This window comes from Campylobacter sp. RM12647 (assembly GCF_020138135.1).
In the GTDB taxonomy this organism is placed as follows: Bacteria; Campylobacterota; Campylobacteria; order Campylobacterales; family Campylobacteraceae; genus Campylobacter_E.
In genome coordinates this window covers 22,386-47,270 of record NZ_JACGAS010000014.1, presented here as the reverse complement: position 1 = coordinate 47,270, position 24,885 = coordinate 22,386, and the positions used below count along the sequence as shown (strand labels likewise).

The following is a 24,885-nucleotide window of genomic DNA, read 5'->3' as shown; positions in this document are numbered from 1 at the left end:
CTAGCTAAATACCCATAAATTAATTCAGCAAACATTACTACAAAAGTTACTATAAAGCTTAATAACAATGCTTTTTTATTCTTAGTAAAATCATAAGAATGAGTATGAGAATGGTCGTGATGTTCGTGGGAATGATTAGAATTATGGTGTGAATGATTATGGTGTGAGTGATTGCAAGAATGATTGTTTGAATGTTGTTTTATTGGTTTATGAATTAAGTCTTGATAGGTGCAAGTCATTGTTTTTCCTTTAAATTTAGTTTAAACAAATAAATAACAAATGTAACATTTATTTCTTAATTTAAAATAAACTTAAAAAATATATTTGAATTAAAATTAAAATATTTTATAATTTTAGGAGCTAAAAAGCTCCTATTTTTAGCCGTTGAATTTAGTATTGTAATCAAGATAAACAACATGAGTTGCAAGGTATTCATAAAGTCCGTGCTTACCATCAGCACCACCTATGCCACTCTTTCTAAATCCTGCGTGAAAGCCTTGCATAGCTTCAAAATTCTCACGATTGATATAAGTTTCGCCAAACTTAATCTCACGGCAAGCTCTCATAGCTGTGTTTAGATTTTCTGTATAAATACTACTTGTAAGCCCGTATTCACAATCATTTGCCATATCAATTGCTTCATCTAAAGTATCAAAACTTGTAACCGGTAAAATCGGAGCAAAGATTTCTTTTTGCATGATATCGCTTTTGTGGTCTGCATTACTTAAAAGTGTTGCAGGATAGAAATATCCACTAGTATCAGTTATCTTGCCACCAACTTCTAATTTTGCACCTTGCTCAAGTGCGCGTTTTAGCATTGCATCAGCATTTTTAACACCTGCTTCATTTACAAGTGGCCCCATATCAAAATTACCTTTTGCAGTATTTCCGAATGTAATTTTGCTAAATTCATCAGCCATTTTATTAATAAACTCATCATATCTTGATTTATGCACATAAACACGCTCAGCACAATTGCAAACTTGTCCGTTATTACAAATTCTACTTGCTTTAATTGCAGGAATTACTAAATCCATATTTGCATCTTTGCATACTATTGCAGGTGCTTTTCCACCAAGCTCAAGATTTACTTTTATAACATTTTTTGCAGCTGCTTGCATAACTCTAACTCCAGCTTCTACGCTACCTGTTACACTTACCATTCCAATTAGTGGGTTTGAGCTTAGCTCATCTCCAACCTCACTTCCTTTTCCGCTAACAAGTGAGAAAACTCCTTTAGGAACTCCAGCTTCGTGAGCTAATTTTGCAAACTCAAATGCGTTGTTTGGAGTTTCGCTACTTGGCTTAATTACTATTGTATTTCCTGTTACAAACGCAGGTGCAAGTTTTCTAACTATTAAGAAAAACGGGAAGTTCCAAGGTAAAATTCCTGTCGTAACACCAATTGCAGTTCTAAATAAAAAGATATTTTCATTTGCCCTATCACTTTGAATGATTTCGCCTTCATAAGTTCTTGCAAATCCTGCCATATAATCTAAATAATCAGCCGCAAAATCAATCTCAACTTCAGCTAAACCTCTAACCTTGCCTTGCTCTTCTTGTAAAATATCAGCTAGTTTTACTCTATCTCTACGAATTAATTGTGCGATTTTTTTAAGGTAATTTGCGCGTTCAACTGCTGGAAGTGCTTCCCATTCTCTACCCGCTCTTTTTGCAGCTTCAAGCGCTCTTTTAGCATCATCTCTTGTGCCTAGTGGATATTCACTAACTTGCTCTTTTGTAGCAGGATTATATACAGCTGCCATTTCTCTTTTTTCAGCAACAAACTCACCATCAATATACATTTGATAACTCTTCATAACTTCTCCTTTTTTAAATGATTTTGAAATATCTTATCAAGGAATATTAATTATTTTTGTATATTCAAAAAAAATTATAATTTTTTTACGAGAATGTGAAAAAAAGTAACACTTTAGTATTTTTAAAAAAGAATTTGAAATAAGCATTTCAAATTCTATAAAAGTTATTTTCTATAACCCATTGTAAATATTTCATTTGAGCTATCATCTAAAAGATTTAAATATCTTTCGTAATGCTTTAAAATATCTACTATTATTTCTTTTTCATTTAAATATTTTATATCATAACCTAGTCTATCATCGCCAAAAAATGTTATAGGTCTATACTCAAATTCCTTTGATAAATTAGGCAAATTCTCATCATCTAATAAGGTTTTATTTACTTCGTGTTTTTCTATTTTTACCCCATAAATAAAATCTTTTGATAAGTCTTTTTTAATCACTAAACTAATTTTATTTTTTTCTTCTTTGATTAATGCTTTTAATCCACGCTCGCTTAATTTATCGCAAATCTTTTGCATAGCAGGTTTTACAAGCTCGTTTAAAAACTCTTGCATATCTTTTATTTGAGATTGTTTTAAGATTAAATCAAGCCTTTGTTCCCAAAAATCCCCACTCCAATAAACACTAGCCTTACTAACTCTTGTATTAAAATACCTACTATCAACTATTAAGCCTTTAAGTAGTGATGCACACATAATTACAAGCATTAAAGCAAACGGAAGTGCAACTATCATAGTAACGCTTAAAATAGTATCAAGACCACCAGAATATGATAAAGATATTGCAATAGCAATTAAACTAATGCCCCATAAAATACTTTGCCATTTATAAGGTTTTTCTTTACCACCACTTGCTAAAGAATTTAAAACAAATATCCCACTATCAGCAGAAGTGATAAAAAATAAAACTAAAACTACTAGAGCTAAAATAGTGCTAATTTGTGAAAATGGTAAAAGATTTAAAAACTCAAATAATAATTTTTCAGAACTTTGAGAAAAATTACTTAAAATTTCATTATATTTTAAAGCAGAATTTCCAAATACACTAAACCATAAAACATTAAATGTCGTAGGAACAATCAAAACTCCAAATATAAATTCTCTAATAGTTCTACCACGAGAAATCTTTGCTATAAAAAAGCCAACAAAAGGCGCCCAACTAAGCCACCAAGCCCAATAAAAAATAGTCCAAGAATTAAACCAGCTAATATAATCTTTATTATATGTATAGGTTTTAAAACTAAGCTCAACTATATTTGAAAAATATAGCCCTAAATTAGAACTAAAATCAGATAATAGCTCAACCAAATCACCACTAACTAATACAAAAATCATTAGTAAAAATGCTAAAAGCAAATTAATCTCGCTTAATATTTTAAGCCCTTTATTAACTCCACTAATAGCTGAAATAGTAGATAAACTAACAACTATTAATATAATAATTGCTTGTTCGCTAAATGAAATATCACTAAGCCAAGCAATATTAACAAGTCCTGCATTTAAAGAACTTGCAGAATATCCAAGTGTTGTGCTAATTCCAAAAACGGTTACAATTAATGCCAAAATATCAATAACATTGCCCCAAAATCCATAAATTTTATCTTTTAAAAAAGGATAAAAAGCACTTCTTAAAGTTAAAGGCATTTTATAACGAAAACCAAAATAAGCCATAGCTAAAGCACAAACCCCATAAATAGCCCAAGGATGAATTCCCCAGTGAAATAGAGTATGAATTAAAGCTTCTTTATCATCTATATTTAATGATTTTTTATGAATTATAGGCTCAGCCACACCAAAATACATAAGCCCAACGCCCATTCCAGTAGCAAACAACATAGAAAGCCAAGAAAAAAAGCTAAAACTAGGCTCATCATCATCTTTACCTAATTTTATATCTCCAAATTTAGATAAAGCCAATAAGACCATAAATCCTACAAAAAAACTAACACTAAGTATAAAAAACCAAGAAAAATTAGTAAAAACTGAAGTTTTAATATTATTTAAAATACTACTTGTAAATTCTGGTAAAAATATACTTAGTAAAACTAAAATTACAATAAATACTATGCTTGGAACAAACACAGCGGGTAAAAAACTCGTTTTTATCTTCATATTTTCTCCTTGCGTTTTCAGTCTAACAAGGCTAAGTTAATGAGATTTGCAAGATTTAGATGATAATTACATAATTTGTCTATATAAAAGAAAAATTAGCCATTAACCTAAAAAATTTTTTATATCAATTTCTTCAAAAAAATTTATATAGTTTTTAATAAGTTTTTTATAAATATATATGTAATAATCATAAAAGATGATAATAAAAAATAAAAATTATAATATGCAAAAACACTTAAAAAATCTAAAATTAAAATATTATAAGATTTTAAAAAAGATTGATATATCAGCATATTAAGAATTAAAATAGCTAATATAAATAACTTAATAAGTAAAGATTTTTGACTTGTATTAGTTTTTATATTGGTATTAAGATTTGCAAAAATCATTATAAATAAAAATAACAATAAAAATACAAAATTAAACCCTAAAAATAAAACTTCACTTTTTAATAAATAATAATTTATAAAAGGATAAGATAAAATCAATAAAATATTTTTATATACTTTCTTAATCCTATAAACCAAGCTAATGCCTAAAATATAAAGAAAAATAAATATAAAAAAATATACCCAATAAAGTTAGGAATTTAAAATAAAGTTTTTTAGATAAATCTATATGAAAATTCAATAAAAATATATTTAGCAAAATCTCTTTAATTTCTTTCATTTTCAATACTCTTTTGTATATTATCTAGCTTATTTATAAAATAATCAAGCTCATTTTTATTTTTAAAAACACTTAGAATTTTATCTAACATAATATTGTCTATTTTGGTGCAAATTAGTGCTAATTCTTTGGCTTTTTTTGTAGGACTTAAAATAAAGGCTCTTTTATCATTTTGATTAGTTTTTCTAATAACTAAGTCTTTTACAACAAGCTTATCAACTATTGCTTTTATTGTGTTTTGGTCTTTTTGGGTAAGTTCTGAAAGCTCTTTTTGTGAGATTTTTGGGCTTTTACATAAAGTATTTAATACTATCCATTGCTCAGGTGTAATGTTTAAATCTAAAAATGATTTATTTAAATGTTGATAAATTGTCTTAGCAGTTGCACAGATTTTAATACCTATATTCATATTTTCTCCTTACAACTGCTATTTTAACTATTATTTGTTATCTAATTTTGCTTTTATAAGTCCTTTGTATTCTTTATACCAAGCATCTATGCCTTCTTTTCCTATAATATATGGATGAGTTTTAAAATTATTATTATAAATATTTTCTAATTTCTTATATCCATTATCTTGAAATAAATGTGATTCTAGCTTTGCTTCTACATTATTTTTATCAAGCTCTTTTTTGAACTCATCTAAAGATTTATCATAAGCAATTTGAAGTTTTTTATCGCTTCCAATTCCATTACCACCCCATAAAAACACATTAAATTTCTTACCATTAAATGAACTTTCAAAAATAATTGAAGTAGTGCCTACGGTATGACCTGGAGTTAAGAAAGTTTTAATTTCTTTATTACCAAGCTTTATTACTTCTTTATCTTTTAGCAAATGATTAATTATTGGCTTAGGATATTTTGGGTCATTTGGACCTTTATTATATGAATACATAAAATCCTTATCTATAGCACTCATCATAACTTTTGCGTTATATTTATCTTGAAAATACTTAGCCCCACCATAATGATCACCATGCCCGTGAGTAATTAAGACAATTTTTATATCTTTTGGGTCTAAATTATAAGCTTTTAACCCATCTTCAATCACTTTTGCATCATCATTATCCCACATAGCATCAATTAAAATTATGCCTTCGCTAGTTGTTATTGCGTATGCTACAACGCTTTTTGTCCCAAGACAATAAACATCATCAAAAACCTTAGTAGGCTTTAGCGGAGTATGATCGTTTAAAATCTTTAAAAGCTCCTTAGGAGGCGTGTCATCATTAGCTAATAAATTAGCACCTAAAATACTAAATGCACAAAATAAAATCATTGCAAACCTTTTCATACTAGACCTTTCTTTAAAAATTAATATGTATACGTATTAAATTTACACTATAAAAATTAATAACAAACTTAAAACCTATTAATTATTTCTATTTCGCTTTGTTTAAAGTCTAGAGTTTGAGCTTTATTATTTAAATTAAGCTCTATATAAACAACATCACTTAAGCTAGATAAAATCAATACATCTTTTAATACATAATTTCCATCACTTAATTTACAGATATTTTTCTCTCCTTTTTTAATATCACAATCATTAATATCTAGCTTTTTATAATTTATAAAATAACTCATATATAAACTATTTTTACTAACCACAATATCAGTTCTAAACCCGCCAATATTGGCTAATTTAACAACTTTAATATCAAGACTAAAAAAATACCAAATAGAGCAAATTATCCAAATAATTTTTATAATTAAACTAAATCTTTTAAAAAAATATGCAAAAAAACATAAAGTAATAAATATAGCCATCATAATATTTAAGCAATGATTTATCGTTGGAAAAGTTATATTTTCGTTTTGATATATTTGAACTAAACTTAAAAATACTAATTCAATTATGATAATTACTATAATTACAAATAATAAAAATACTCTTTCATACAAAAAATTAAGAATTTTAAATCCAAATTTATTTGACTTTTTTCTTTTACAAGCTAAAAGCACAACAAATTCAATCATAACATAAGGAATAATCCCTATAAAAATAGAATAAACAAAACACACATATCCAAAAGTAAGCAATAAATTAAAATCAAATCTAGGCAAATATCCAACTTCAAATAAATAATATTTTGTATAAGCTATTACAGAAACAAAAGTTATTAAAACTAAAGAAAATCTCATAGTTTTTACAAATATATTGGCAAGTTTTAATAATTTAAAATAATTAAAATAAAGCCTTTTAAACTCTCTTTTGTAATTTAACATTAATCTTTTAGTATTCCTAGCAAAACAAATTCTAAATTTCTTTAAAAATTTATCAGACATTTTTACTCCTTTTTTTAAATTTAGCAAAAATATCTTTTACTTTTTAAAAAAATTCAATAAATTTTTTAATATTTTTATATAATAAAAAAAATTATAAGGACAAAATATGAACTCAAGCTTATTTTTAATGGGAAGAATAAAAGAACTATCAAATGAATTGATTTTAAAAGAACTTAGCAAAAGAGTAGAATTTGATTTATCCTTTTCTCACGCTGATATTTTAAATATATTATTTGATGAAAAAGAATATTGTATGGTTCAAATAGCACAAAAAATACATAGAAGCAAAGCTACAATTAGCTCTTTAATAGACAAATTAGAACAAAATGGATATATCACAAAAAGCCAAAGTAGTAACGATAGTAGAATGTATTTAATAAAAGCAACTCAAAAAACTTTAGATTTAAAACCAATATTTGAAGAAGTATCAAATATAGTTTTTGAAAAATTACTTAAAAACTTTTCAAAAGCAGAAGAGTTATTTTTAGAAGAATTATTAGAAAAAATGCTAAATAATATAAAAAATTAAAATATATTTAACTTTTTATGCAAAAATAGTTCGTTATCAAACTAAAAAGGAGTTAAAATGAGTAATGGATTTAGCGTAAAAAGTCTAGGAGAATTTAAAAATATTCAAAGAATTGATTTAAAAGAAGCTTTAGGATTTACATCTTGTGAAATAAGTATTAACACAATGGAAGCAAATACTAATGTGCCTTTTGTTCATCATCATAAAGAAAATGAAGAAGTTTATATTATCTTAGATGGTAATGGGGAAATAAAGTTAGATAATGAACTAATTTTAATTAAAACAGGAGATATAATTAGAGTTGCACCTAGTGTAAAAAGACAGATTTTTGCAAAAACTCAACTAAATTATATCTGTATTCAGGCAAAAGAAAATTCTCTAACCCAATTCACTTTTAGTGATGGCGTAGTAGAGTAATTTAACTTAGGAGCAATCCTAAGTTAAGCAAATATATTAATCAAATAAGTATTCAAAGGAATAGCCACAATATCTATCAAAACAGAACCACACAAAGGAACTATCAAAAATGCAGGTTTTGAGAATAAAGAATATCTATTGCAAGCAGCATTCATATTTGCAACCGCATTAGGAGTAGCACCCAAGCCATGTCCCATTAACCCAGCACACATAATAGCACTATCATAGTTTTTCCCGCACAATCTAAACACGACAAATATTGCAAACAATACTAAAACAACAACTTGAACAAAAAGCGTAATCAATAAAGGCATAGCAACCACGCTTAATTCATTGATTTTTAAACTCATCATAGCCATAGTTAAAAATATTCCTAAGCTAAGCTCACTAATAGTATCTATTGTGTATTGATTTAATTTAAATATATTAAAAATATCATTTATATTTCTAATTAGCATTGCTATTAACATAGCACCCACATAGCTTGGTAAAGAATAACCGCTAAGTTTTGTAAATAATGAACTTATATAAAATCCAATGCACATAATACAAAGTATTAAAAATAAAGATTTTAAAAATTCTTGATAACTTGCGTGATGAATATTGTGTTTTAGCGGGTCAATATCTTGTATATCTTCGTTTGTTTTTATCTCTAATTTATATTTAAGTATTAAATATCTACATAAAGGCCCACCGAGTAAAGAGCCGCTTATTAAACCAAAAGTAGCCGCTGCAATTGCTACTACTTTAGCATTGCTAAGACCACTTAAATCTTCCACCATACCACCAAAAGCAATAGCATTTCCATGTCCTCCTTCTAAAGCAACAGCCCCACTTAAAATTCCATATAAACTATTTAGCCCAAAAGCATTCATCATAGTAATTCCAATGGCATTTTGCATAATAGCCATTGCCCAGCAACACGCTAAATATATTAAAAGCAATTTACCACCAACTTTTAATAATCTAGCACTTCCGCTAAGTCCTACAACACTAAAAAATACAACCATAAAAGGAGTTTGCAATGACTTATCAAATTCAATATTAATATCTATAAAGGTTAAAAACCATACTAAAATACTTACCAAAAATCCACCAACAACAGGAGCTGGGATACAAAATTTTTCTAAAAAATTGATTTTGGTTTTTAAAAACATTCCAAATAATAAAACACCAATGCTAATTGCCAATACGCTTAAACTATCAAAACTCATATAACAGCCTTTCTTAATAAAATATAAGCTAAATAAGCGCTTAATTTAGCAGTATGATTATCTATATCATATTTTGGATTAAACTCGCAAATATCAGCTAAAGCAACTTTTTTACTATCTAAAATAATTTTTAGTATCGGTAAAATTTGTTGCAAACTAATACCATAAACAGCAGGAGCACTAACACCTGGTGCATAGCTTAAAGAAAACACATCAATATCAATACTAAGATATAAAACATCGCAATCTAATATAAATTCTTTTACAATTTTTGCTGAATTATCAAAGTCTTTATCTAAAACATATTTAGCATTTATATCTTGCATAGTATTAAATAAAGCTTGGGTATTTGATAAAGCATTTGCCCCAATACATAAATATTTATAAGAATAATTATTTGATTTTGCGTATTTATAAGCTTCATAAAACGAATTACCTGAAGTATGTTGGGGTTGAATTCTCACATCAAAATGTGCGTCAAAATTAATAACACCTACATTTTGTTTATTATCTAATAAAGCCTTAATTCCAGCCAAAGAAGTTTCGTGACCACCACCTAAAATAACGCAATAATCTTGATTTTTTAATACTAAATTAAGCTTATCGTATAATAAATCATCAGCTTCTTCTAGGCTTTTAAAATTATCAATATTGCCTAAATCATCAAAGCTAAAATCATCAAATACAGCAAAATTTGCCATATTTTTTCTAATGATATTCGGTGCTAATTCGCTACCATCTCTTCCGTGATTTCTATCTACACCTAAACTAGAACAAAATCCTATTAATTTATTTGAAGATGAAGTATTTAAACATTTAAAAACTCTGTTATGAATACTTTCTTCGCCATCATTTCTTCCAATCCACATAAAACTCTCCTTTAAATATCTTATACTTTAAATTGTTTTAATTAAATAAACAAGAAATACTTAAAAATTGAGTTTAATATGTGTAATTTGGTAATAAAATTAGGAAATAAATTCCTAATTTTGTAAAGATTTATAAATCACATCTAAAACGCTGCCATCACGATATTCTACAACGCCTACTACCTCATCGCCAAATTTAATACTAGCTGGTTTGCCTGTGATTTTCTCTGCCATTTCTTTTAGTTCTTCAATCGTATATAATTTAATACCTGCTTTTGTGAAATTCTCTATTAAATCAGTTCTTTTAGGATTTACTGCAATTCCGTAATCAGTGCAAACCACATCAACATTTGCTCCTGGGGTGCAAATCGTGCTTACATTATCAACTACGATTGGAATTCTAGCACGAATTAATGGTGCTAAAATCATTGCAATTTTTGCACCTTCAGCAGTATCTTGGTGTCCGCCTATTGCTTGATTAATAACACCTGTTGAAGTAGTAATTACATTTACATTGAAATTCGTATCAATCTCAAGTGCTCCTAACATTACAAAATCTAATTGATTTACTGCTGGAGTAACTAGATTTGGATTTGCATAAAAAGATGCTGATATTTCATAATGTTTTGGGTTTTTTGCAAGTGAGCTAACAGCATCTAAATCAAAACTTTGAGTATCAAAAAGCGCATCCATTAAACCATTTTCATGTAAATCAACTAAAGCAGCAGTGATACCACCAACACCTAAACTAGCAGTGATATTATGCTTAATCATCTCTTCTTTTAAAAGCTTAGTTACTGCCAAAGAAGCTCCTGCAGCTCCTGTTTGGAAACTAAAGCCATTTTTAAATAAACCTGATGCTAAGATACATTTTAAAGCATTTTCAGCTATTAAAATATCTCTTGGATTATCATTAAAACGAATTGCACCTGATACTATACCTTTTGGATCGCCAATACTCTCAATCTCACAAACAAAATCCACCATAGTTTGGTCAATACTAGCAGGAAGATTTATTCCATCTACTAAATTATCAGTAATTGCAATAACTTTATTAGCATACATAGCATCAACCTTAGCATAACCTAAACTACCACAAGCAGATTTGCCTGTATAACCATTAAGATTACCAAATTTATCACAACTTGGAGCACCAATAAATGCTACATCAATTTTAAGTGAGCCATCTTCAATAGCTCTAGCACGACCACCATGACTTCTAATAATTACAGGAGTTTTTAATCCGCCATTACTAATAAAAGAACCCAATGGCTCTCTTAGACCACTTGTTTGAAGACTTGTTACAACACCATTTTTAATATGCTCAATTAAAGGTTTATGGCAAGTTGAAAGAGAACTTGCTGCTACGCAAAGATTTTTAATACCTAGCTTGCTTATTTCTTCTAAAACTAGATTTAAAATATAATCTCCACTTCTAAAATGGTGATGAAAACTTATTGTCATACCATCTTTTAAGCCTGATTTTATAATAGCGTCTTTTATACTTGAGACTAATTTATCTTCTTTTTTGCCAACTCTAATAGCTGCACCGATTTTACGCTCTTTTGGTTGTTTTAATTCTCCACTATATACAACTACATCTTTATAATTAGCAATTTTATTAGGTATTTTTCTATTAACTGCATTTACTTTATACATAATCATTCTCCTTTATAAAGACCACTAGCTTTAGCTAATTCAAGCACTCTTAAAGCTCTAATAATAATTGGACCATCTACCATTTTGCCATCAACTGCAATTACACCTATGCTATTTTTTTCCGCTTCTTTAGCTGCATTTACTACTTTTAAAGCGTCTATTATTTCTTTTTCTTTTGGAGTATAAATATCATGAACTATTTTGATTTGACTTGGATGAACTACTGATTTGCCATCAAAACCTAAATCTTTTATAAATTGCACTTCTTCAGCAAATGCAACTTTATCTTTTATATTTGAAAAAACGGTGTCAAAACAATATAAATTATTGCTTCTTGCTGCGTGAATTATCTGCTCTCTTGCATAATAAAGCTCCATTGCGTGTTTGCTTCTAGTTGTTTTTAAATTCGTTACATAATCTTCAGCTCCAAGAGCAATCCCCATTAATCTATCACTTGCCTTTGCAATCTCACAAGCATTAATAACCCCAGTAGCACTCTCAATTGCTGCTAGAATTAAAGTTTTTTTAGGACGATTTAATTTATGCTCAACTTCGCTTATTAATTCATCTACTTCTTTAACTTCGTTTGCATTATCAGTCTTTGGAAGTCTTATAACATCAACTCCAGCACTAACCATAGCTATTACATCATCTCTTCCGTAAGGAGAATTTAAAGCATTTATTCTTACAACAACTTCAGTTGAACCATAATTAATCTTTTTAAGAGTTTCATAAGTTAGCATTCTAGCCGCATCTTTTGCTGAAATACTTACTGCATCTTCTAAGTCAATCATAATAGAATCACTTCCATAAATATGTGCGTCTATTAATTTTGCAGGTGCATTTCCGGGCAAGAACATCATACTTCTTCTAAGTCTATCTTTATTTAGCATAATTCACTCTCCCAATCATAATCTTTTAAACTAGCTCTAAAAATAGCAGTTTTAAGTCTTGCACGAATTACTAAATCAAGCGCTCCTTTATCTTCTATTTTTATTGTTACATTTTTAATATCATATTCATCTAATACTTCATTAACGCTAGCTAATATTTGTTCTCCAAATTGTTTATAAACACTAGAATTTAATTCAATTTTCCTTCCCACATTAGCAGGACTTACACTAATTAAAACATCGCCTGATTCTAATGAACCAGCACTTGCAATAGTTGTAATCATCAAATCTCCTAATTAATTAAATTTTTTAAGTTTTCTTTTATTATTACAAAGATAACTTAATTTTTAGTTATTAAATTGTTTTTTAAATACTCATAAGTTGAATTAGCACAAAGGGATTTTAACTCCTTATTATTTAAATAATCCTTATCATTTAAAATAATTTTTCTAATCCTACTTGCACTTATTACTTTTTTATTCATTCTAGCTCTACTGATTTCATAGAATTTGATTTTAAATTCTTTTAAAATTTCTTTTGCTTTTTGGTTGTAATCTTTTGTTATTTTATCTTTTGGTTCTGTCCCAAAAAATCTCATATTTATCCCTAAAATAGGTGCTATTTTTGTAGCAAATAATGTAATATCAAGCCTTGAATAAATCTCATTAACATTGGCATTATCCTTTAAAAAATATGTAGGAAAAGTAGCTTTTGAAATAATATAATTTTTACTTTCGTGAATTATTATATTTTTATAATCTTTTAATTCATTTCTTACAATCTCAAGCCTTGCTTTTGTATTAAACATACTTAAATCTTCGCTTAAAATAAATATATGCAAGATTTCGCAGTGTTTTAAGGCTTTTTGAATTAAATATAAATGCCCTTTACTCATAGGATTTAAATTCATTACAATTGAGCCAATTTTTTTTGCTTTTTTATAATGTTTAGCTAGTTCAAATTTATAATTTTCATAATTTAATTTTGTGTTTTCAAATAACGCAACATCTTTTGTAAGACATAATAAATAAAGCCCTAAACTCTCAAATACTTTTACATTACAAGGCTTTGTAAATATAAAATATTCATTTATATTTAATTCTCTTAATTTATCTGCAATTTGAGTTAGTAAAGTAGCACTAAAATTATTACCTTGTAAAGATTTATCAATTGCTATACACTTTACAATATTACCGCTTATACAAGCACTTGCTTTAATCTCTTCATTTTCTTCATAAACTAAAGCATATTCTATATCTTCATCGCATCTTAAATCAAATCTTTTTAAAAATAATTCTAATTTTTCTCTTTCATAAGCTAATAATAAGTATCTAAACATTAAAACCTAGCTTCGTGTTCTAATTGATTTTTGCAAATATCTTCTATTGAATACTCTAATTCATATTTTAATAAATTACAAGACTTAATTTTATCGCAATGGTCATTTTTTAAAGCTATTGTTATATCTATTTCTTTTTTGCTTAACTTTTCTACTAATTTAATTAGATTTTCTACACTTATACTTTCTTTGCTAGCTATTGTAGTGCATATATTTTCTTTGGTTGTATAAAGCTCGCTAGCTACTTTTAAATTAATATTAACAATATCATCAATATGTGCGAAATGATAATTCTCATCATAGTTAAAATCACGACCTAATTCAGACTTACCGCAAGCAATTCTTGTGATATTTTTAATAATTGAATAATGTTCAAATTCTCCTAAAAATATCTTAGAATAATATCCTGCAATATTGCAATATCTTAAAATTGCATAAGAAAAATCAGGATTGCTTCTAGCATAATCTTGTATCATATTTTCAGCTAAGATTTTTGTCTTAACATAAGCATCACAGGTATTTTCCAATCCTACATTAGCAAATATACTTGATGGATATATTAAAGTCTTAACTTTAAATTTTTTCATAGCTTTTAATAATTTAAAAAGATTTATGATATTGTTTTCATAAAAAGTTAGATTATCTTTTTTACTAAAATTCTCATTGCTAGTTGCTGCAAAATGAAATACCATATCAATTTTAAATCTTGACATTACATCTTCTAAAGCTTCGCTATTTGAAATATCAACTTCATAAAAATCAACTTCATAATATTTTTTTATATTTTTTATAGCTTTTTTATTTTTACCACTTAAATTATCAATTCCAATTACCTTATGCCCAGCTTCTAAAAATCCAGATGCAGTGGCTGAGCCAATATATCCTGCAACACCTGTTATTAAAACTACCACTTTACTTCCTTAACTTAATTTTTGTTTTAAAATCTCATAAGCTTCATTAATCTCATGAAATTTCTCTATCCCTGCTCTTAGCTCGCTTTCGCTAAGATTTTTTGTGTTTAACACATCAGGATGATATTTTTTAGCAAGTCTTCTATATGCTGCTTTTACTTCAACTAAACTAGCATTAGGACTTAATTCTAAAACCTCATAAGGGTCTTTTTTAATTTTATTATTATTTTGTTTGTTATTGTTACCAAAATTTATAAATTGTGCAAATTCTTGTGTAACGCCAAAAATCTCTGCAATTTCTTTTAACGCAAAAATCTTTTTTTCACTAAAGCCATCAATACTCGCACAATAAAGCAAACTTTGCATAATATTAAGCTTTTCATTTTTGCTTAAAATAAAATTATTTTTAAGCTCTTGTGCAACTATTCTATAATTTTCTGGATTTTCTTTAGCTTCTTTAAAAACCTTTTTTAATCTCTCACGCTCAACTAAATTATAAGAATTATTATCTAGTATTAATTTTATAAATTCAGCTTCTTTAGGCGAAATTACTCCATCAAGTTTAGCTATTTTTGCAATAAGTGCGACTAGGTATTCAGCATATCCGCCTTTCATTTTAGTAAATTGATTATTTAAAATATTTCCTTTAAAAAATAAAGGTAATAAAATTGCTCCAATAAGCCCTAAAATCGCCGTTAAAATAGTCCCTAATATTATCGCAAAAAATGATATTATGGTTCTAATAATACCCTTACCTGTAATAAATCCTATAATTGCTAAAATTATTATTAATAATAAAAATATATTCAATTTTCTTCCTTTATAACACTTAAAATCTTTTGAAAATTATCCTTTTTTATCCCACGATAGACTAAAAACCAATCTAATATAACCCAAATAATAAATATAAACCATATTAAAATAAAAGAAAAAGCAACTATATTTAAATATATTTTTGATTGCAAAATAAATGGAGGTGGCGGTGCATCAGGTCCAGAATAAAAAAGCATTGCAAGTGGAATATGTAAAACAAATAATAAACAAAAATGAGAAATAAAAAACAAAATAAACTTAATAAATCCTAAAAATCCATCTCCTTTATAAAATCTATCAGCTCCTAAAATACCAAAAAATATCCCTAATATTAGTCCTATTTTTGGTTCTTTTAGTTTTATTTCACTAAGCTTATTTATATCAATTTGCTTATCTTCTAAGCTAAGCAAATTGATATCTTTAATTTTGTTATTTAAAAATAGTTTTTGGGCTGTATCCACGATAATCCTTTATGTTTATCACAATAATCAATCTTCGCTACTATCCTTTTGAGCAATTAATACACCTTCTATCATTTTTTTAATATCGCCATCAAGTATCGCATCAACTTGGCTAAATGCCTCATTGCTTCTAGCGTCTTTTACTTGCTGATAAGGAGCTAAAACATATGAGCGAATTTGATGCCCGAAACTATTTTCGCCAACTCCTCCCGTATCTTTTCCATCGTTTAATTTCTCCATTTCAAGTTCATATAATCTTGAACGAAGCATTTTATAAGCTGTGGCTTTGTTTTTATGCTGACTTCTATCGTTTTGGCATTGCACTACAATTCCTGTTGGAATATGAGTAATTCTTACCGCACTTTCTGTCTTATTTACATGCTGACCACCTGCACCACTTGCTCTATAATAATCAATTCTTATATCTTTTTCTTCAATTTCAATTTCTATATCATCATCAATTTCAGGTGCAACGATTACGCTACAAAAACTCGTATGGCGTCTTGCATTGCTATCAAATGGGCTAATTCTTACAAGTCTATGAACCCCGTGTTCAGCCTTAAAATACCCATAAGCATTAAGCCCACGAGCAACAAAGCTAACATCTTTTATCCCTGCTTCATCGCCTTCTTGATAATCTAGTGTTTCAACTTTAAAGCCTTCTCTTTCACAAAATCTCAAATACATTCTATAAACAATACTCGCCCAATCATTACTCTCCGTTCCACCTGCTCCTGGGTGAATATTAATAATTGCGTTTTTAGTATCATTTTCCCCACTTAAAAGCATTGATATTTCAAGACTTTTAATAGTTTCTTCTAAATTAGGACTATCTATAAATAAAGCTTCTAAAGTCTCATAATCATTTTCTTTTACCGCAAGTTCAAACAACTCACTAGTGCCTACTAATTCACTATTTGCAATTTCATATTTTGATACTAATTGATTTAATTTAGTTTTTTCTTTACCAAGCTCGGCCGCTCTTTTTGCATCAGCCCATAATGCTGGGTCTTCTTGCTCTTTTTCTATTTCTTTTATTCTTTCTTTTGCCTCGTTTGGTTTGATTATTTTTTCTATATTGTCAAGTTTTATTTGTAATTCTTTTAATAATTCACTAAATTCATAATTATCCAAATTTTGCTCCGTAGTTGTATTTTAAAGGCAAATCTTAGCTAAAATTTATTAAGATAATAGCTTTTTTAAAAGGAATTTAAATGAAATTATTTTTACAAAGTTTAGGCTGTAATAAAAACTTAGTTGATAGTGAAATTATGCTAGGTCGCTTAAAAGAATATGAAATTACTAATGAAGCAAGTGAAGCTGATGTATTGATAGTAAATACTTGTGGCTTTATAAAAAGTGCAAAAATTGAAAGTATTAATGCTATTTTAGAACTACACGAAATTAGAAAAAAAGGCTCAATTTTAGTAGTAACTGGCTGCTTAATGCAAAGATACAAAGATGAATTGGTTAAAGAATTACCCGAAGTTGATTTATTTGCAGGAGTTAGCGAATATGCAAAAATTGATGAATTAATAGCAAGTCGTGAAAGTAGATTTAGAGATTTTGTATATTTACAAGACGCAAATACTCAAAGAGTAATAACAGGCTCAAATACTCACGCTTATATAAAAATCGCTGAAGGCTGCAATCAAACCTGTAGCTTTTGTGCTATTCCTACATTTAAAGGCAAGTTAAAATCTCGCCCAATAGATGATGTAGTAGCTGAAGTTAAAGGCTTAGTTGCTAGGGGATTTTATGATTTTTCATTCATTGCTCAAGATACAAGCTCTTATTTAAAAGACTTAAAAATTAGCGATGGCTTAGAGAATTTAATTTCAGAAATTGAAAAAATTGAAGGCATAAAGGCTGCTAGAATTTTATACCTATATCCAAGCTCAATTAAGCCTAGTTTAATTACTAAAATAATTAATTCAAAAGTATTTGTGAATTATTTTGATATGCCACTTCAACACTCAAGCGATAAATTATTAAAAATTATGAAGCGTGGCTATGATAAGGCTAAGGCTATTAGCTTTTTAGAGCAAATGAGAGCAGCTCCTAATAGCTTTTTAAGAACTGGTTTTATCGTAGGACACCCAGGAGAAAGTGAAGAAGATTTTGAAGATTTATGCGAGTTTATTAAAGAATTTGATTTTGATAGAATTAGCGTATTTGCTTATTCAAAAGAAGAAGATACCGCCGCTTACTCAATGCAACAAATCAATGCAAATACTATTAAAAGTAGGCTAAAAAAGATTGAAAAAATCGTAGATGCTAAAATCAATGCAAGTTTTGAAAAAATGCTAAATCAAGAAATAATAGCAAGTTGTTTAGGAGAATCTAGCGAAGGCGAGTTTTTTATAGGTGCTAAACCACTTTTATTTGATAGAGATATAGATGGAGAAATCTTAATAAATGAAAGTGAGATAGGAGAGCTAAAAGTGGGTGATTTAATAGTTTGTAAAATCACTCAAGTGCATGAAAAAACACTAATAGCAACTGCAATTAGACGCTATGAGAATTGAATATTTAGAAGAGCTAAAAGGTAAAAAAAACCTTTTAGCATTTTCACACGGGACTGATAGCACGGCACTTTTTTATGCACTTTTAGAACTTTGTGAGTTTGATTTATGCCTTGTGAATTATCAGACTAGAATTAATTCAAATAACGAAGAGCAAAGCGCTATAAAATTAGCAAAAGCTCATAATAAAAAAATCTTTACTAAAAAAGTAAATCTTGATAATAATAATTTTGAAAGCAATGCTAGAAAATATAGATATGACTTTTTTGATGAATTAATGCAAGATTATGATAATTTGATAGTAGCTCATAATTTAAATGACAGGTTTGAGTGGTTTTTAATGCAAATTACAAAAGGTGCAGGATTATGCAATCTATTGGGTTTTAACGGGATTGATACAAGGAAAAATTATAAAATAATTCGCCCATTAATTAATACTAGCAAAGATGAAATTATGCTGTATTTAAATGAGAATAGTTATGAATATTTTCAAGATGAAAGTAATTTTAATACCAAATATAAAAGAAACGAAATTAGATTAAATTATGCAAATGATTTTGTAAAACACTACGCAAATGGCATAAGAAATACTTTAAAATATTTAGAATTTGATAAGAGTAAAATATGTAAAGATAGCTTGGTTTATAAAGGAATTTATTTTTGTAAAGATGAAAATTCTTTAGATAAAGCTATTAAAAAACTAGGTTTTGTAAGCTCATCAAAGCAAAAATTAGAGCTAAAAAACCAGCTAAATAAAAACAACGAAGCCGAGCTTTATTTTAGGACTGATTGTGTTTGTGTTTGCTTTTATAAAGGATTTTTTATGGTTTTTTTAAAGGCTACTACAAAGCTTAGTAAGGAGCAAAAAGACGCTTATAGACTAGCAAAAGTGCCAAAAAATCTTAGATTTTTCCTAGCGTTAAATAATATAAAACTAAATGAATTAATAAATCTTACAAAAAACCTAAAATCAACTCATAATAATTATTGATATTTGATTTTAGGAATTTCTTTTTATGTAAAGATTAAATATTTAAGATAATGATTTAATACTTAATTTGCTTATTTTATAGTAATTTTTACTAAAACCAATAACTACAATTTTAATCATTTTTAAAATATAAATAAAAAATATTTAATTTACTTCAAGCAAATTTGTTGTTTTATAGTAACTCTTCTTTATTTTTAAATTATATTTTTTCATAAAATCTTTTTTAATAAATTGAAATTCCTGTTTTAAATTCCCTTAATATTCATCAAAATATATAATATCAGTATCTTCATCGTAGTTTTTATAGTATTCTAAATAAAAATCAGGCAAGGTTTTTAAACTTTCACACCCATCAAACATCTCATACATATTCTCAACACTATTTGTGTATAAATTAATAAATTTATCAAAACTCGTGCAATCTTTAAACATCTCGCTCATATCCACTACATTTTTTGTATCAAAATCTACATATTGATTAAAACTAGAACATTTAGCAAACATCGCATTCATATTTACTACATTTTTTGTGTCAAAATCAAGCTCTTGATTAAATTTAGAACAACCCGCAAACATAGCACTCATATCTTTTACATTGCTTGTATTAAAATCAAGCTTTTGATTAAAAACTTTACAATCATAAAACATACAATTCATATCTTCTACATTTTTGGTATCAAAACTAAGCAGTTGATTAAAATTTGTACATTTATAAAACATACCATTCATATTTTTTACTTTACTAGTATCAAACTCTAGTTCTTGGTTAAAATTACTACACCATGCAAACATTTCACACATATAAACCACATTAGAAGTATCAAAACTAAGTCCTTGATTAAAGCTAACGCAATTAGCAAACATTCTTGTCATATCTTTTACACTGCTTGTATCAAAACTAAGCTCTTGATTAAATTCTTTGCACTCATAAAACATCCCACTCATATCTTTTACATTGCTAGTATTAAAATAAATCGCTTGATTTAGTTTTTTACATCCTAAAAACATCGCTCTCATATCTTCTACACTAGAAGTATCAAAACTAAGCTCTTGATTAAAGCTAACACAATTAGCAAACATTCCATGCATATCTTTTACATTGCCAGTATTAAGGCAAATCGCTTGATTTAGTTTTTTACATCCGTAAAACATTCCTTCCATATTTGTTACATTTTTGGTATCAAACTCAAGCTTTTCGTTAAAATGCATACACCCTGCAAACATTTCGCTCATATTCACTACATTGCTAGTATCCCATTCGTTTATCCCACTAAAGTCTTTTCTGCTACTTTCATAAAAAAGCCCACTCATATCAGTGATAAGGCTTGTATCAATATCACCTAGATAAATGCTCTCATCATTTGCTAGCTCTTTTAGCTCGGCTTTTATGGTTGGTTTGTATTTTTTCATCTTTTATCCTTGTGAGTTTTTTGTAGTTATATCATAAGCATGTGCCTGATTATGTCCATATGTGATTTTTTAAAAATTTTTTTTAGAATTTGAATTAGGAATTTCATTTTAATTTTATATTTGGTTTAAGAACTTCACTCTCGCAAAATTATTTAATTTAGATTAAAAATACACGAAATAAATTCATCTCGTGTATTTTCTAATTACTATTTTAATTTCTCTTCTGAATTAAAAAAAGAATTTTGTAAAACTTTTAGCATTGCCTTTTGGTGGTCATTAATTTGGGTTTTTTGCCAAACCTGACTAATCAACTTATTACCATTCTCATCTTTTTGATATTCTTCATTTTTATATATATCTAAAAGTTTTAAGCTAATCACTAAGCCTTTTTTTAAGTAACTATCAAATTGTGATTGTTTCTCATTAAACGGCTTATTGCTAAATTCTGAATTTTCTCCATCAGTTATCAAAGCTAGATTTCCAAAATTATCCAACACTTCTTGATTTTCTTCTTGCTTAGCCAAACCACTTACATCATTTTGTGCTAAAACATGTTCAACTGAATTAACATACCTAAAACGATATTTTTCAGTATCATCTTTATGTTTTTCCTTAAAATTTTCATCAGTTAATAAGTAATATTCCAAGCGATAAAACCAATAATGCGGGGTATTTGTACCTTTATTTAAAAAATTAAAATTTAAACTTGTAATATCTGTTTGTTCTTCACTACTAATTTCATTAAAAGAAATATCACTAATAATATCAATTAAATTTTGAGTATTTTCTTGTGGGTTGTTTTCTTTTACCAATTGCTTTAATGCCAAAAGGTCATCAATATTCTTTAGGTAGTTTTTAAGCTTGCCAGCATTGCTTTTTAATATTTCCAAATAATTTTTATTAGCTATTACTTTTTGTTCTTCAAAGATTTTATTTTTACAAAATTCTAAGTAATGCGTTAAAAAGTGGTGGTAGTTGGCATTATCTCCACGCCTTGCTACTCTTAGATAGTTTTGGATTAGTTTTAAATCAATAGTATTATCAACTTCATGCCAATCATCATTTTTATTATCATTCTTTTTAAATCTATTCCATAACTTATACACATTTTCATCATCATCAGATTTTCTTTTTATCACAAAGGTATCAAAAATGGTTCTGTAATCTTTTAAAGCATCTATGATTGTTTTTGCTATTAAAGATTTACAAGCTTTACAAGTAAATCTATCAAAATCAATACATTCCCAAGTATTTTCAAGGAATTTATCTTTTTTTATTGATATTTCAGATTTAAAATAATTTCTAGTTGATTCTTGTCTTGATAAAATCTTAAAAACATGCAAAACAAAGGTAGGAAAATCAATAATACTCTCAAACTCAGCTCTATCTTTATCGTTATTTGAATAATTTTGTAACTTATTTTCATTATTAATTATATTTTCAATAGTTGGCGGAGTTGTATTAGGGTCTTTACTATTATTTACAAAACCAAAATCTGAAAAATAATTCATCTGCGAACATTCATCAAATATCCTAGCGTATGTTGTAACTTCGCTTTTTTCTTTTTGATTTTCTTGTTCTTTTTCATTATCGCTTATCAGCTTTAACAATCTTGCCTTTAAAATATCTGTGCCGTCAAGCTGAACGCCTGTATTATTCATCCTTACGAAGTATTTATTTAGCTCTACTTGATCGCCTAAAATTACTAGATTGAACTTAACTTTTTCTTTTATAAAATCAATAAAATCTTCACCATCTTTACCGAAATACACTTCAAAACATTTAAAAGCATTCTTAAAACCTACATTAGTATTGTTTTTTTCGTTAAAACATTCATCTAAAGATTTTTCATTATCACAATAATCTTCTATCGCCTGAATATCTTCTTTTCTAATAGGCATTTCTATATCAAAATAATCTACTTTATTGATAGAAAATTCTTTTTTTAGCAAATACCTTAAAACTAGCCAAATAGTAGTTAGCCTTTGCTGTCCATCTATAAGGATATATTTGCCATTATCTTTTGATACTACAATATTACCTATAAAATGAGTTTTTTGTTGCTCAATACAGTTTCTAAAATCATCTAAAAGAGCTTTTATTTGCTCATCTTTCCAAGCATAAAGCCTTTGATAAGTTGGGATTGTAAAATTTTTCTTAAATTCTATGTTATTATTTTTTTCATTTAGTTTATTGATAGTGCAAATTATTGATGTTGCTTTTTTATTTTGTTCCATTTTGCTCTCCTAAGTAATGACCTAAAATCCCATATTTTTCGTATTTTTCTCTTATTTCTTTTAAATATTTTTTACTTTCTTTTCTTTTTGCACCTTCATGCTTATTTTTTTCTTCTTGATAGCACTTTTCTATAAAAAGCTCTAACTGATTAGCCAAATCACTTTCATAGGTGCTAAAATGAATGATTTTTAAAACATCTAAAGCATTTTTTGAGCAACTAATACTACCTTCAACTATCCTTTGCGAATAAACAGCTCTAGTAATTAGCAAGGCTACATAATCAAAATTAGCGCAATTAAACTTATCTATATAAGCCACCAAGCACATTCTAACGCCTGTTAAAATATTTACTTTACTTTTAATATCTGGATTATTTAAATCTTTTAAAAAATCTAAGCTTTTTACATACTCAAGTATTTTTGCGTATTTTCTAAAATATTCAAAAAACTCACTACCTATGGCAAAATCTCTCATAATGCCATTGTCATATTTTGATATATTGTCTAAATCTTCTTTACAAAACTCAGCAAAACTTAGTTTATTAAAGCCTTTATATATTTTTTTACCTCTAGTCCATAATCTAATCGGAGTTAAAATACTATTTATAAAATAAGAAATATCAAGAGAATTAGGATAATCTTGCTGTTTTATTAGCTTTTCAAAATACCTAGCTTCATTTTTTTCTAAAAATGTGCTTTTTTGGCTTAAACTCTGTAAATGAAAGGCTTTTATTAAATCATAGCTTTCTAGCTTTTTGCCTTTTGAGTTGGTATTGTCAAAAAAGATAAAAGCATCATCGGCATTTGTTGTAGCTACTATTATAAATTGAGTTTTTTCTAGCTTTTTTAAAAAATCTTTAGCCTTATCTTCGTTACTCAAATAGTTTTTAATATACTCGTAATTAGTCTTGATATTATCTTGAGAAATTTTATGAAAAAAACTTACATTACTTAAGTAGTTACTGTATCTATTTTGATTTTCATTAAAAATTTCATATTTCCCCAACGCCATCAAAATAAGCTTAATCGTAGTTAGCCTTTGCTGTCCGTCTATTACTTCATAAATTGTTTTATTATCTCGTTTGATTTCATGTAAAATAATAGAGCCTAGCAAAGCTCCATCTTTAGTATTTTCAATATCTTTTAAAAGCATTCTTGTTTGCTTTATCTCCCATACATAAGGGCGTTGATAATCAGGTATGCTAAGTTCTAATTCACTTGCCAAAGCACTAAAACTTGAGACATTAGAACCTACTGGATTTTCATCGCTTAGATTAAATTTAATCCCACTTTTAATCTCACTCATTTTTACTCCTTGCTAATCGCTATTATCTTTAAATCACTTTTAGGATCACAATGAGTATTAACATATATTTCATTATTATCATCTTGCAATCTTTCTTGAAATTCTAAGAGTTCAAACATTCCTAAATCATCGTTATGTATGATATGTAGTATCGTTGGGGTGCAAAAGCCTTGTATTTCATCAAAACTCTTATATATCCTAACCTTGCCACCATCTTTACATACCATACAAATCTCATCTAAAAGGTTTATAATTTCGTTTGTTGGTTGGCATTCTTCTTCAGTAGCCATTTCATCTTTTATGCTTTCTACTAGCTCTCGTGCTGTTTCATAACCTATGTCTAATTCTCTTTGCACATACGCTATGCTTGGGTTTTTTGCATAAAGTTCTTTTACTTTATCTATCATCTTATCTCCTTT

Annotated in this window: 24 protein-coding genes; 4 read left to right on the top strand and 20 right to left on the bottom strand. The window is 27.6% G+C overall.

Features of this window, described 5'->3' with window-relative positions:
• The 6 genes from AVBRAN12647_RS06365 to AVBRAN12647_RS06340 form a co-directional block, all read right to left on the bottom strand.
• On the bottom strand, positions 1-239 hold a 239-nt coding region (locus AVBRAN12647_RS06365; protein WP_336614869.1), incomplete at its 3' end, for a hypothetical protein.
• 138 nt (positions 240-377) lie between these two features.
• The gene (aldA, locus tag AVBRAN12647_RS06360) at positions 378-1,820 is read right to left on the bottom strand and encodes an aldehyde dehydrogenase (RefSeq protein ID WP_336614868.1); all 1,443 of its coding nucleotides are present in this window, start codon (positions 1,818-1,820) and stop codon (positions 378-380) included.
• A gap of 164 nt (positions 1,821-1,984) precedes the next feature.
• A complete protein-coding gene (locus AVBRAN12647_RS06355; protein ID WP_336614867.1) occupies positions 1,985-3,934 on the bottom strand; it encodes a BCCT family transporter in 1,950 nt (649 codons plus the stop codon).
• 655 nt (positions 3,935-4,589) lie between these two features.
• On the bottom strand, positions 4,590-5,012 hold the full coding sequence (locus tag AVBRAN12647_RS06350; RefSeq protein ID WP_336614866.1) for a MarR family winged helix-turn-helix transcriptional regulator: 423 nt from the start codon (positions 5,010-5,012) through the stop codon (positions 4,590-4,592).
• A gap of 30 nt (positions 5,013-5,042) precedes the next feature.
• Positions 5,043-5,900, bottom strand: a complete 858-nt coding sequence (bla, locus tag AVBRAN12647_RS06345) for a metallo-beta-lactamase (RefSeq protein WP_336614865.1) — start codon at positions 5,898-5,900, stop codon at positions 5,043-5,045.
• A gap of 68 nt (positions 5,901-5,968) precedes the next feature.
• Entirely contained in the window at positions 5,969-6,892 is a 924-nt protein-coding gene (locus tag AVBRAN12647_RS06340; protein WP_336614864.1) for a hypothetical protein, read from the bottom strand.
• Positions 6,893-6,998: 106 nt separating this feature from the next.
• On the opposite strand from AVBRAN12647_RS06340, the gene AVBRAN12647_RS06335 reads away from it, so the two are divergent.
• Positions 6,999-7,421 carry a MarR family transcriptional regulator gene (locus tag AVBRAN12647_RS06335; RefSeq protein WP_214118064.1) on the top strand — a complete coding sequence of 141 codons (423 nt, stop codon included), beginning with the start codon at positions 6,999-7,001 and terminating at the stop codon, positions 7,419-7,421.
• 57 nt (positions 7,422-7,478) lie between these two features.
• Complete coding sequence (locus AVBRAN12647_RS06330; protein WP_336614863.1) at positions 7,479-7,838, top strand: cupin domain-containing protein; 360 nt, start codon at positions 7,479-7,481, stop codon at positions 7,836-7,838.
• A gap of 23 nt (positions 7,839-7,861) precedes the next feature.
• On the opposite strand, the gene gltS is transcribed toward AVBRAN12647_RS06330, so the two are convergent.
• The 10 genes from gltS to prfB all read right to left on the bottom strand — a co-directional run bounded on the left by gltS (position 7,862) and on the right by prfB (position 17,131).
• A complete protein-coding gene (gene gltS / locus AVBRAN12647_RS06325; RefSeq protein WP_336614862.1) occupies positions 7,862-9,052 on the bottom strand; it encodes a sodium/glutamate symporter in 1,191 nt (396 codons plus the stop codon).
• Positions 9,049-9,921 (bottom strand): formimidoylglutamase, encoded by an 873-nt coding sequence (locus AVBRAN12647_RS06320; RefSeq protein ID WP_336614861.1) that lies wholly within the window; start codon positions 9,919-9,921, stop codon positions 9,049-9,051. The genes gltS and AVBRAN12647_RS06320 overlap by 4 nt, the downstream gene beginning before the upstream one ends.
• 114 nt (positions 9,922-10,035) lie before the next feature.
• Positions 10,036-11,580 (bottom strand): citrate lyase subunit alpha, encoded by a 1,545-nt coding sequence (citF, locus tag AVBRAN12647_RS06315; RefSeq protein WP_214118076.1) that lies wholly within the window; start codon positions 11,578-11,580, stop codon positions 10,036-10,038.
• Positions 11,581-11,582: 2 nt separating this feature from the next.
• Positions 11,583-12,473 carry an aldolase/citrate lyase family protein gene (locus AVBRAN12647_RS06310; protein ID WP_214118078.1) on the bottom strand — a complete coding sequence of 297 codons (891 nt, stop codon included), beginning with the start codon at positions 12,471-12,473 and terminating at the stop codon, positions 11,583-11,585.
• On the bottom strand, positions 12,467-12,757 hold the full coding sequence (gene citD / locus AVBRAN12647_RS06305; RefSeq protein WP_239802947.1) for a citrate lyase acyl carrier protein: 291 nt from the start codon (positions 12,755-12,757) through the stop codon (positions 12,467-12,469). Before citD ends, AVBRAN12647_RS06310 begins: the two co-directional genes overlap by 7 nt.
• Positions 12,758-12,813: 56 nt before the next feature.
• Complete coding sequence (gene citC, locus AVBRAN12647_RS06300; protein WP_336612737.1) at positions 12,814-13,812, bottom strand: [citrate (pro-3S)-lyase] ligase; 999 nt, start codon at positions 13,810-13,812, stop codon at positions 12,814-12,816.
• Entirely contained in the window at positions 13,812-14,723 is a 912-nt protein-coding gene (locus tag AVBRAN12647_RS06295; RefSeq protein ID WP_214119891.1) for an SDR family NAD(P)-dependent oxidoreductase, read from the bottom strand. The genes citC and AVBRAN12647_RS06295 overlap by 1 nt, the downstream gene beginning before the upstream one ends.
• Positions 14,724-14,732: 9 nt before the next feature.
• Complete coding sequence (locus AVBRAN12647_RS06290; RefSeq protein WP_275591982.1) at positions 14,733-15,533, bottom strand: DnaJ domain-containing protein; 801 nt, start codon at positions 15,531-15,533, stop codon at positions 14,733-14,735.
• Entirely contained in the window at positions 15,530-15,997 is a 468-nt protein-coding gene (locus AVBRAN12647_RS06285) for a TM2 domain-containing protein (protein WP_239802949.1), read from the bottom strand. Before AVBRAN12647_RS06285 ends, AVBRAN12647_RS06290 begins: the two co-directional genes overlap by 4 nt.
• A 27-nt stretch (positions 15,998-16,024) precedes the next feature.
• Positions 16,025-17,131: a peptide chain release factor 2 gene (gene prfB, locus AVBRAN12647_RS06280; RefSeq protein WP_239802950.1), complete on the bottom strand. Its 1,107-nt coding sequence runs from the start codon at positions 17,129-17,131 to the stop codon at positions 16,025-16,027.
• An 80-nt stretch (positions 17,132-17,211) separates the two neighbouring features.
• On the opposite strand from prfB, the gene rimO reads away from it, so the two are divergent.
• The gene (gene rimO, locus AVBRAN12647_RS06275; protein WP_214118089.1) at positions 17,212-18,525 is read left to right on the top strand and encodes a 30S ribosomal protein S12 methylthiotransferase RimO; all 1,314 of its coding nucleotides are present in this window, start codon (positions 17,212-17,214) and stop codon (positions 18,523-18,525) included.
• On the top strand, positions 18,515-19,513 hold the full coding sequence (gene tilS, locus AVBRAN12647_RS06270; protein WP_336614860.1) for a tRNA lysidine(34) synthetase TilS: 999 nt from the start codon (positions 18,515-18,517) through the stop codon (positions 19,511-19,513). Before rimO ends, tilS begins: the two co-directional genes overlap by 11 nt.
• Positions 19,514-19,768: 255 nt before the next feature.
• On the opposite strand, the gene AVBRAN12647_RS06265 is transcribed toward tilS, so the two are convergent.
• The 4 genes from AVBRAN12647_RS06265 to AVBRAN12647_RS06250 all read right to left on the bottom strand — a co-directional run bounded on the left by AVBRAN12647_RS06265 (position 19,769) and on the right by AVBRAN12647_RS06250 (position 24,873).
• Positions 19,769-20,923, bottom strand: coding sequence for a BspA family leucine-rich repeat surface protein (locus AVBRAN12647_RS06265; protein WP_336614859.1), 1,155 nt, complete (start codon positions 20,921-20,923; stop codon positions 19,769-19,771).
• Positions 20,924-21,129: 206 nt separating this feature from the next.
• Positions 21,130-23,160, bottom strand: coding sequence for a DUF262 domain-containing protein (locus tag AVBRAN12647_RS06260; RefSeq protein ID WP_336609619.1), 2,031 nt, complete (start codon positions 23,158-23,160; stop codon positions 21,130-21,132).
• Positions 23,147-24,466 carry a DUF262 domain-containing protein gene (locus AVBRAN12647_RS06255; protein ID WP_336609620.1) on the bottom strand — a complete coding sequence of 440 codons (1,320 nt, stop codon included), beginning with the start codon at positions 24,464-24,466 and terminating at the stop codon, positions 23,147-23,149. The genes AVBRAN12647_RS06260 and AVBRAN12647_RS06255 overlap by 14 nt, the downstream gene beginning before the upstream one ends.
• Before the next feature lie 2 nt (positions 24,467-24,468).
• The gene (locus AVBRAN12647_RS06250; RefSeq protein ID WP_336609621.1) at positions 24,469-24,873 is read right to left on the bottom strand and encodes a hypothetical protein; all 405 of its coding nucleotides are present in this window, start codon (positions 24,871-24,873) and stop codon (positions 24,469-24,471) included.
• Positions 24,874-24,885 lie beyond the last annotated feature (12 nt).

What these genes read in the sequence shown, in the direction of transcription:
- AVBRAN12647_RS06335 (WP_214118064.1), top strand. Translation starts at nt 6,999, where the DNA reads ATGAACTCAAGCTTATTTTTAATGGGAAGAATAAAAGAACTATCAAAT.
- rimO (WP_214118089.1), top strand. Translation starts at nt 17,212, where the DNA reads ATGAAATTATTTTTACAAAGTTTAGGCTGTAATAAAAACTTAGTTGAT.
- AVBRAN12647_RS06320 (WP_336614861.1), bottom strand. Translation starts at nt 9,921, where the DNA reads ATGTGGATTGGAAGAAATGATGGCGAAGAAAGTATTCATAACAGAGTT.
- AVBRAN12647_RS06310 (WP_214118078.1), bottom strand. Translation starts at nt 12,473, where the DNA reads ATGCTAAATAAAGATAGACTTAGAAGAAGTATGATGTTCTTGCCCGGA.
- citD (WP_239802947.1), bottom strand. Translation starts at nt 12,757, where the DNA reads ATGATTACAACTATTGCAAGTGCTGGTTCATTAGAATCAGGCGATGTT.
- AVBRAN12647_RS06260 (WP_336609619.1), bottom strand. Translation starts at nt 23,160, where the DNA reads ATGGAACAAAATAAAAAAGCAACATCAATAATTTGCACTATCAATAAA.
- AVBRAN12647_RS06255 (WP_336609620.1), bottom strand. Translation starts at nt 24,466, where the DNA reads ATGAGTGAGATTAAAAGTGGGATTAAATTTAATCTAAGCGATGAAAAT.
- AVBRAN12647_RS06350 (WP_336614866.1), bottom strand. Translation starts at nt 5,012, where the DNA reads ATGAATATAGGTATTAAAATCTGTGCAACTGCTAAGACAATTTATCAA.
- AVBRAN12647_RS06330 (WP_336614863.1), top strand. Translation starts at nt 7,479, where the DNA reads ATGAGTAATGGATTTAGCGTAAAAAGTCTAGGAGAATTTAAAAATATT.
- citF (WP_214118076.1), bottom strand. Translation starts at nt 11,580, where the DNA reads ATGTATAAAGTAAATGCAGTTAATAGAAAAATACCTAATAAAATTGCT.
- AVBRAN12647_RS06340 (WP_336614864.1), bottom strand. Translation starts at nt 6,892, where the DNA reads ATGTCTGATAAATTTTTAAAGAAATTTAGAATTTGTTTTGCTAGGAAT.
- aldA (WP_336614868.1), bottom strand. Translation starts at nt 1,820, where the DNA reads ATGAAGAGTTATCAAATGTATATTGATGGTGAGTTTGTTGCTGAAAAA.
- AVBRAN12647_RS06355 (WP_336614867.1), bottom strand. Translation starts at nt 3,934, where the DNA reads ATGAAGATAAAAACGAGTTTTTTACCCGCTGTGTTTGTTCCAAGCATA.
- citC (WP_336612737.1), bottom strand. Translation starts at nt 13,812, where the DNA reads ATGTTTAGATACTTATTATTAGCTTATGAAAGAGAAAAATTAGAATTA.
- bla (WP_336614865.1), bottom strand. Translation starts at nt 5,900, where the DNA reads ATGAAAAGGTTTGCAATGATTTTATTTTGTGCATTTAGTATTTTAGGT.
- tilS (WP_336614860.1), top strand. Translation starts at nt 18,515, where the DNA reads ATGAGAATTGAATATTTAGAAGAGCTAAAAGGTAAAAAAAACCTTTTA.
- AVBRAN12647_RS06250 (WP_336609621.1), bottom strand. Translation starts at nt 24,873, where the DNA reads ATGATAGATAAAGTAAAAGAACTTTATGCAAAAAACCCAAGCATAGCG.
- gltS (WP_336614862.1), bottom strand. Translation starts at nt 9,052, where the DNA reads ATGAGTTTTGATAGTTTAAGCGTATTGGCAATTAGCATTGGTGTTTTA.
- AVBRAN12647_RS06265 (WP_336614859.1), bottom strand. Translation starts at nt 20,923, where the DNA reads ATGAAAAAATACAAACCAACCATAAAAGCCGAGCTAAAAGAGCTAGCA.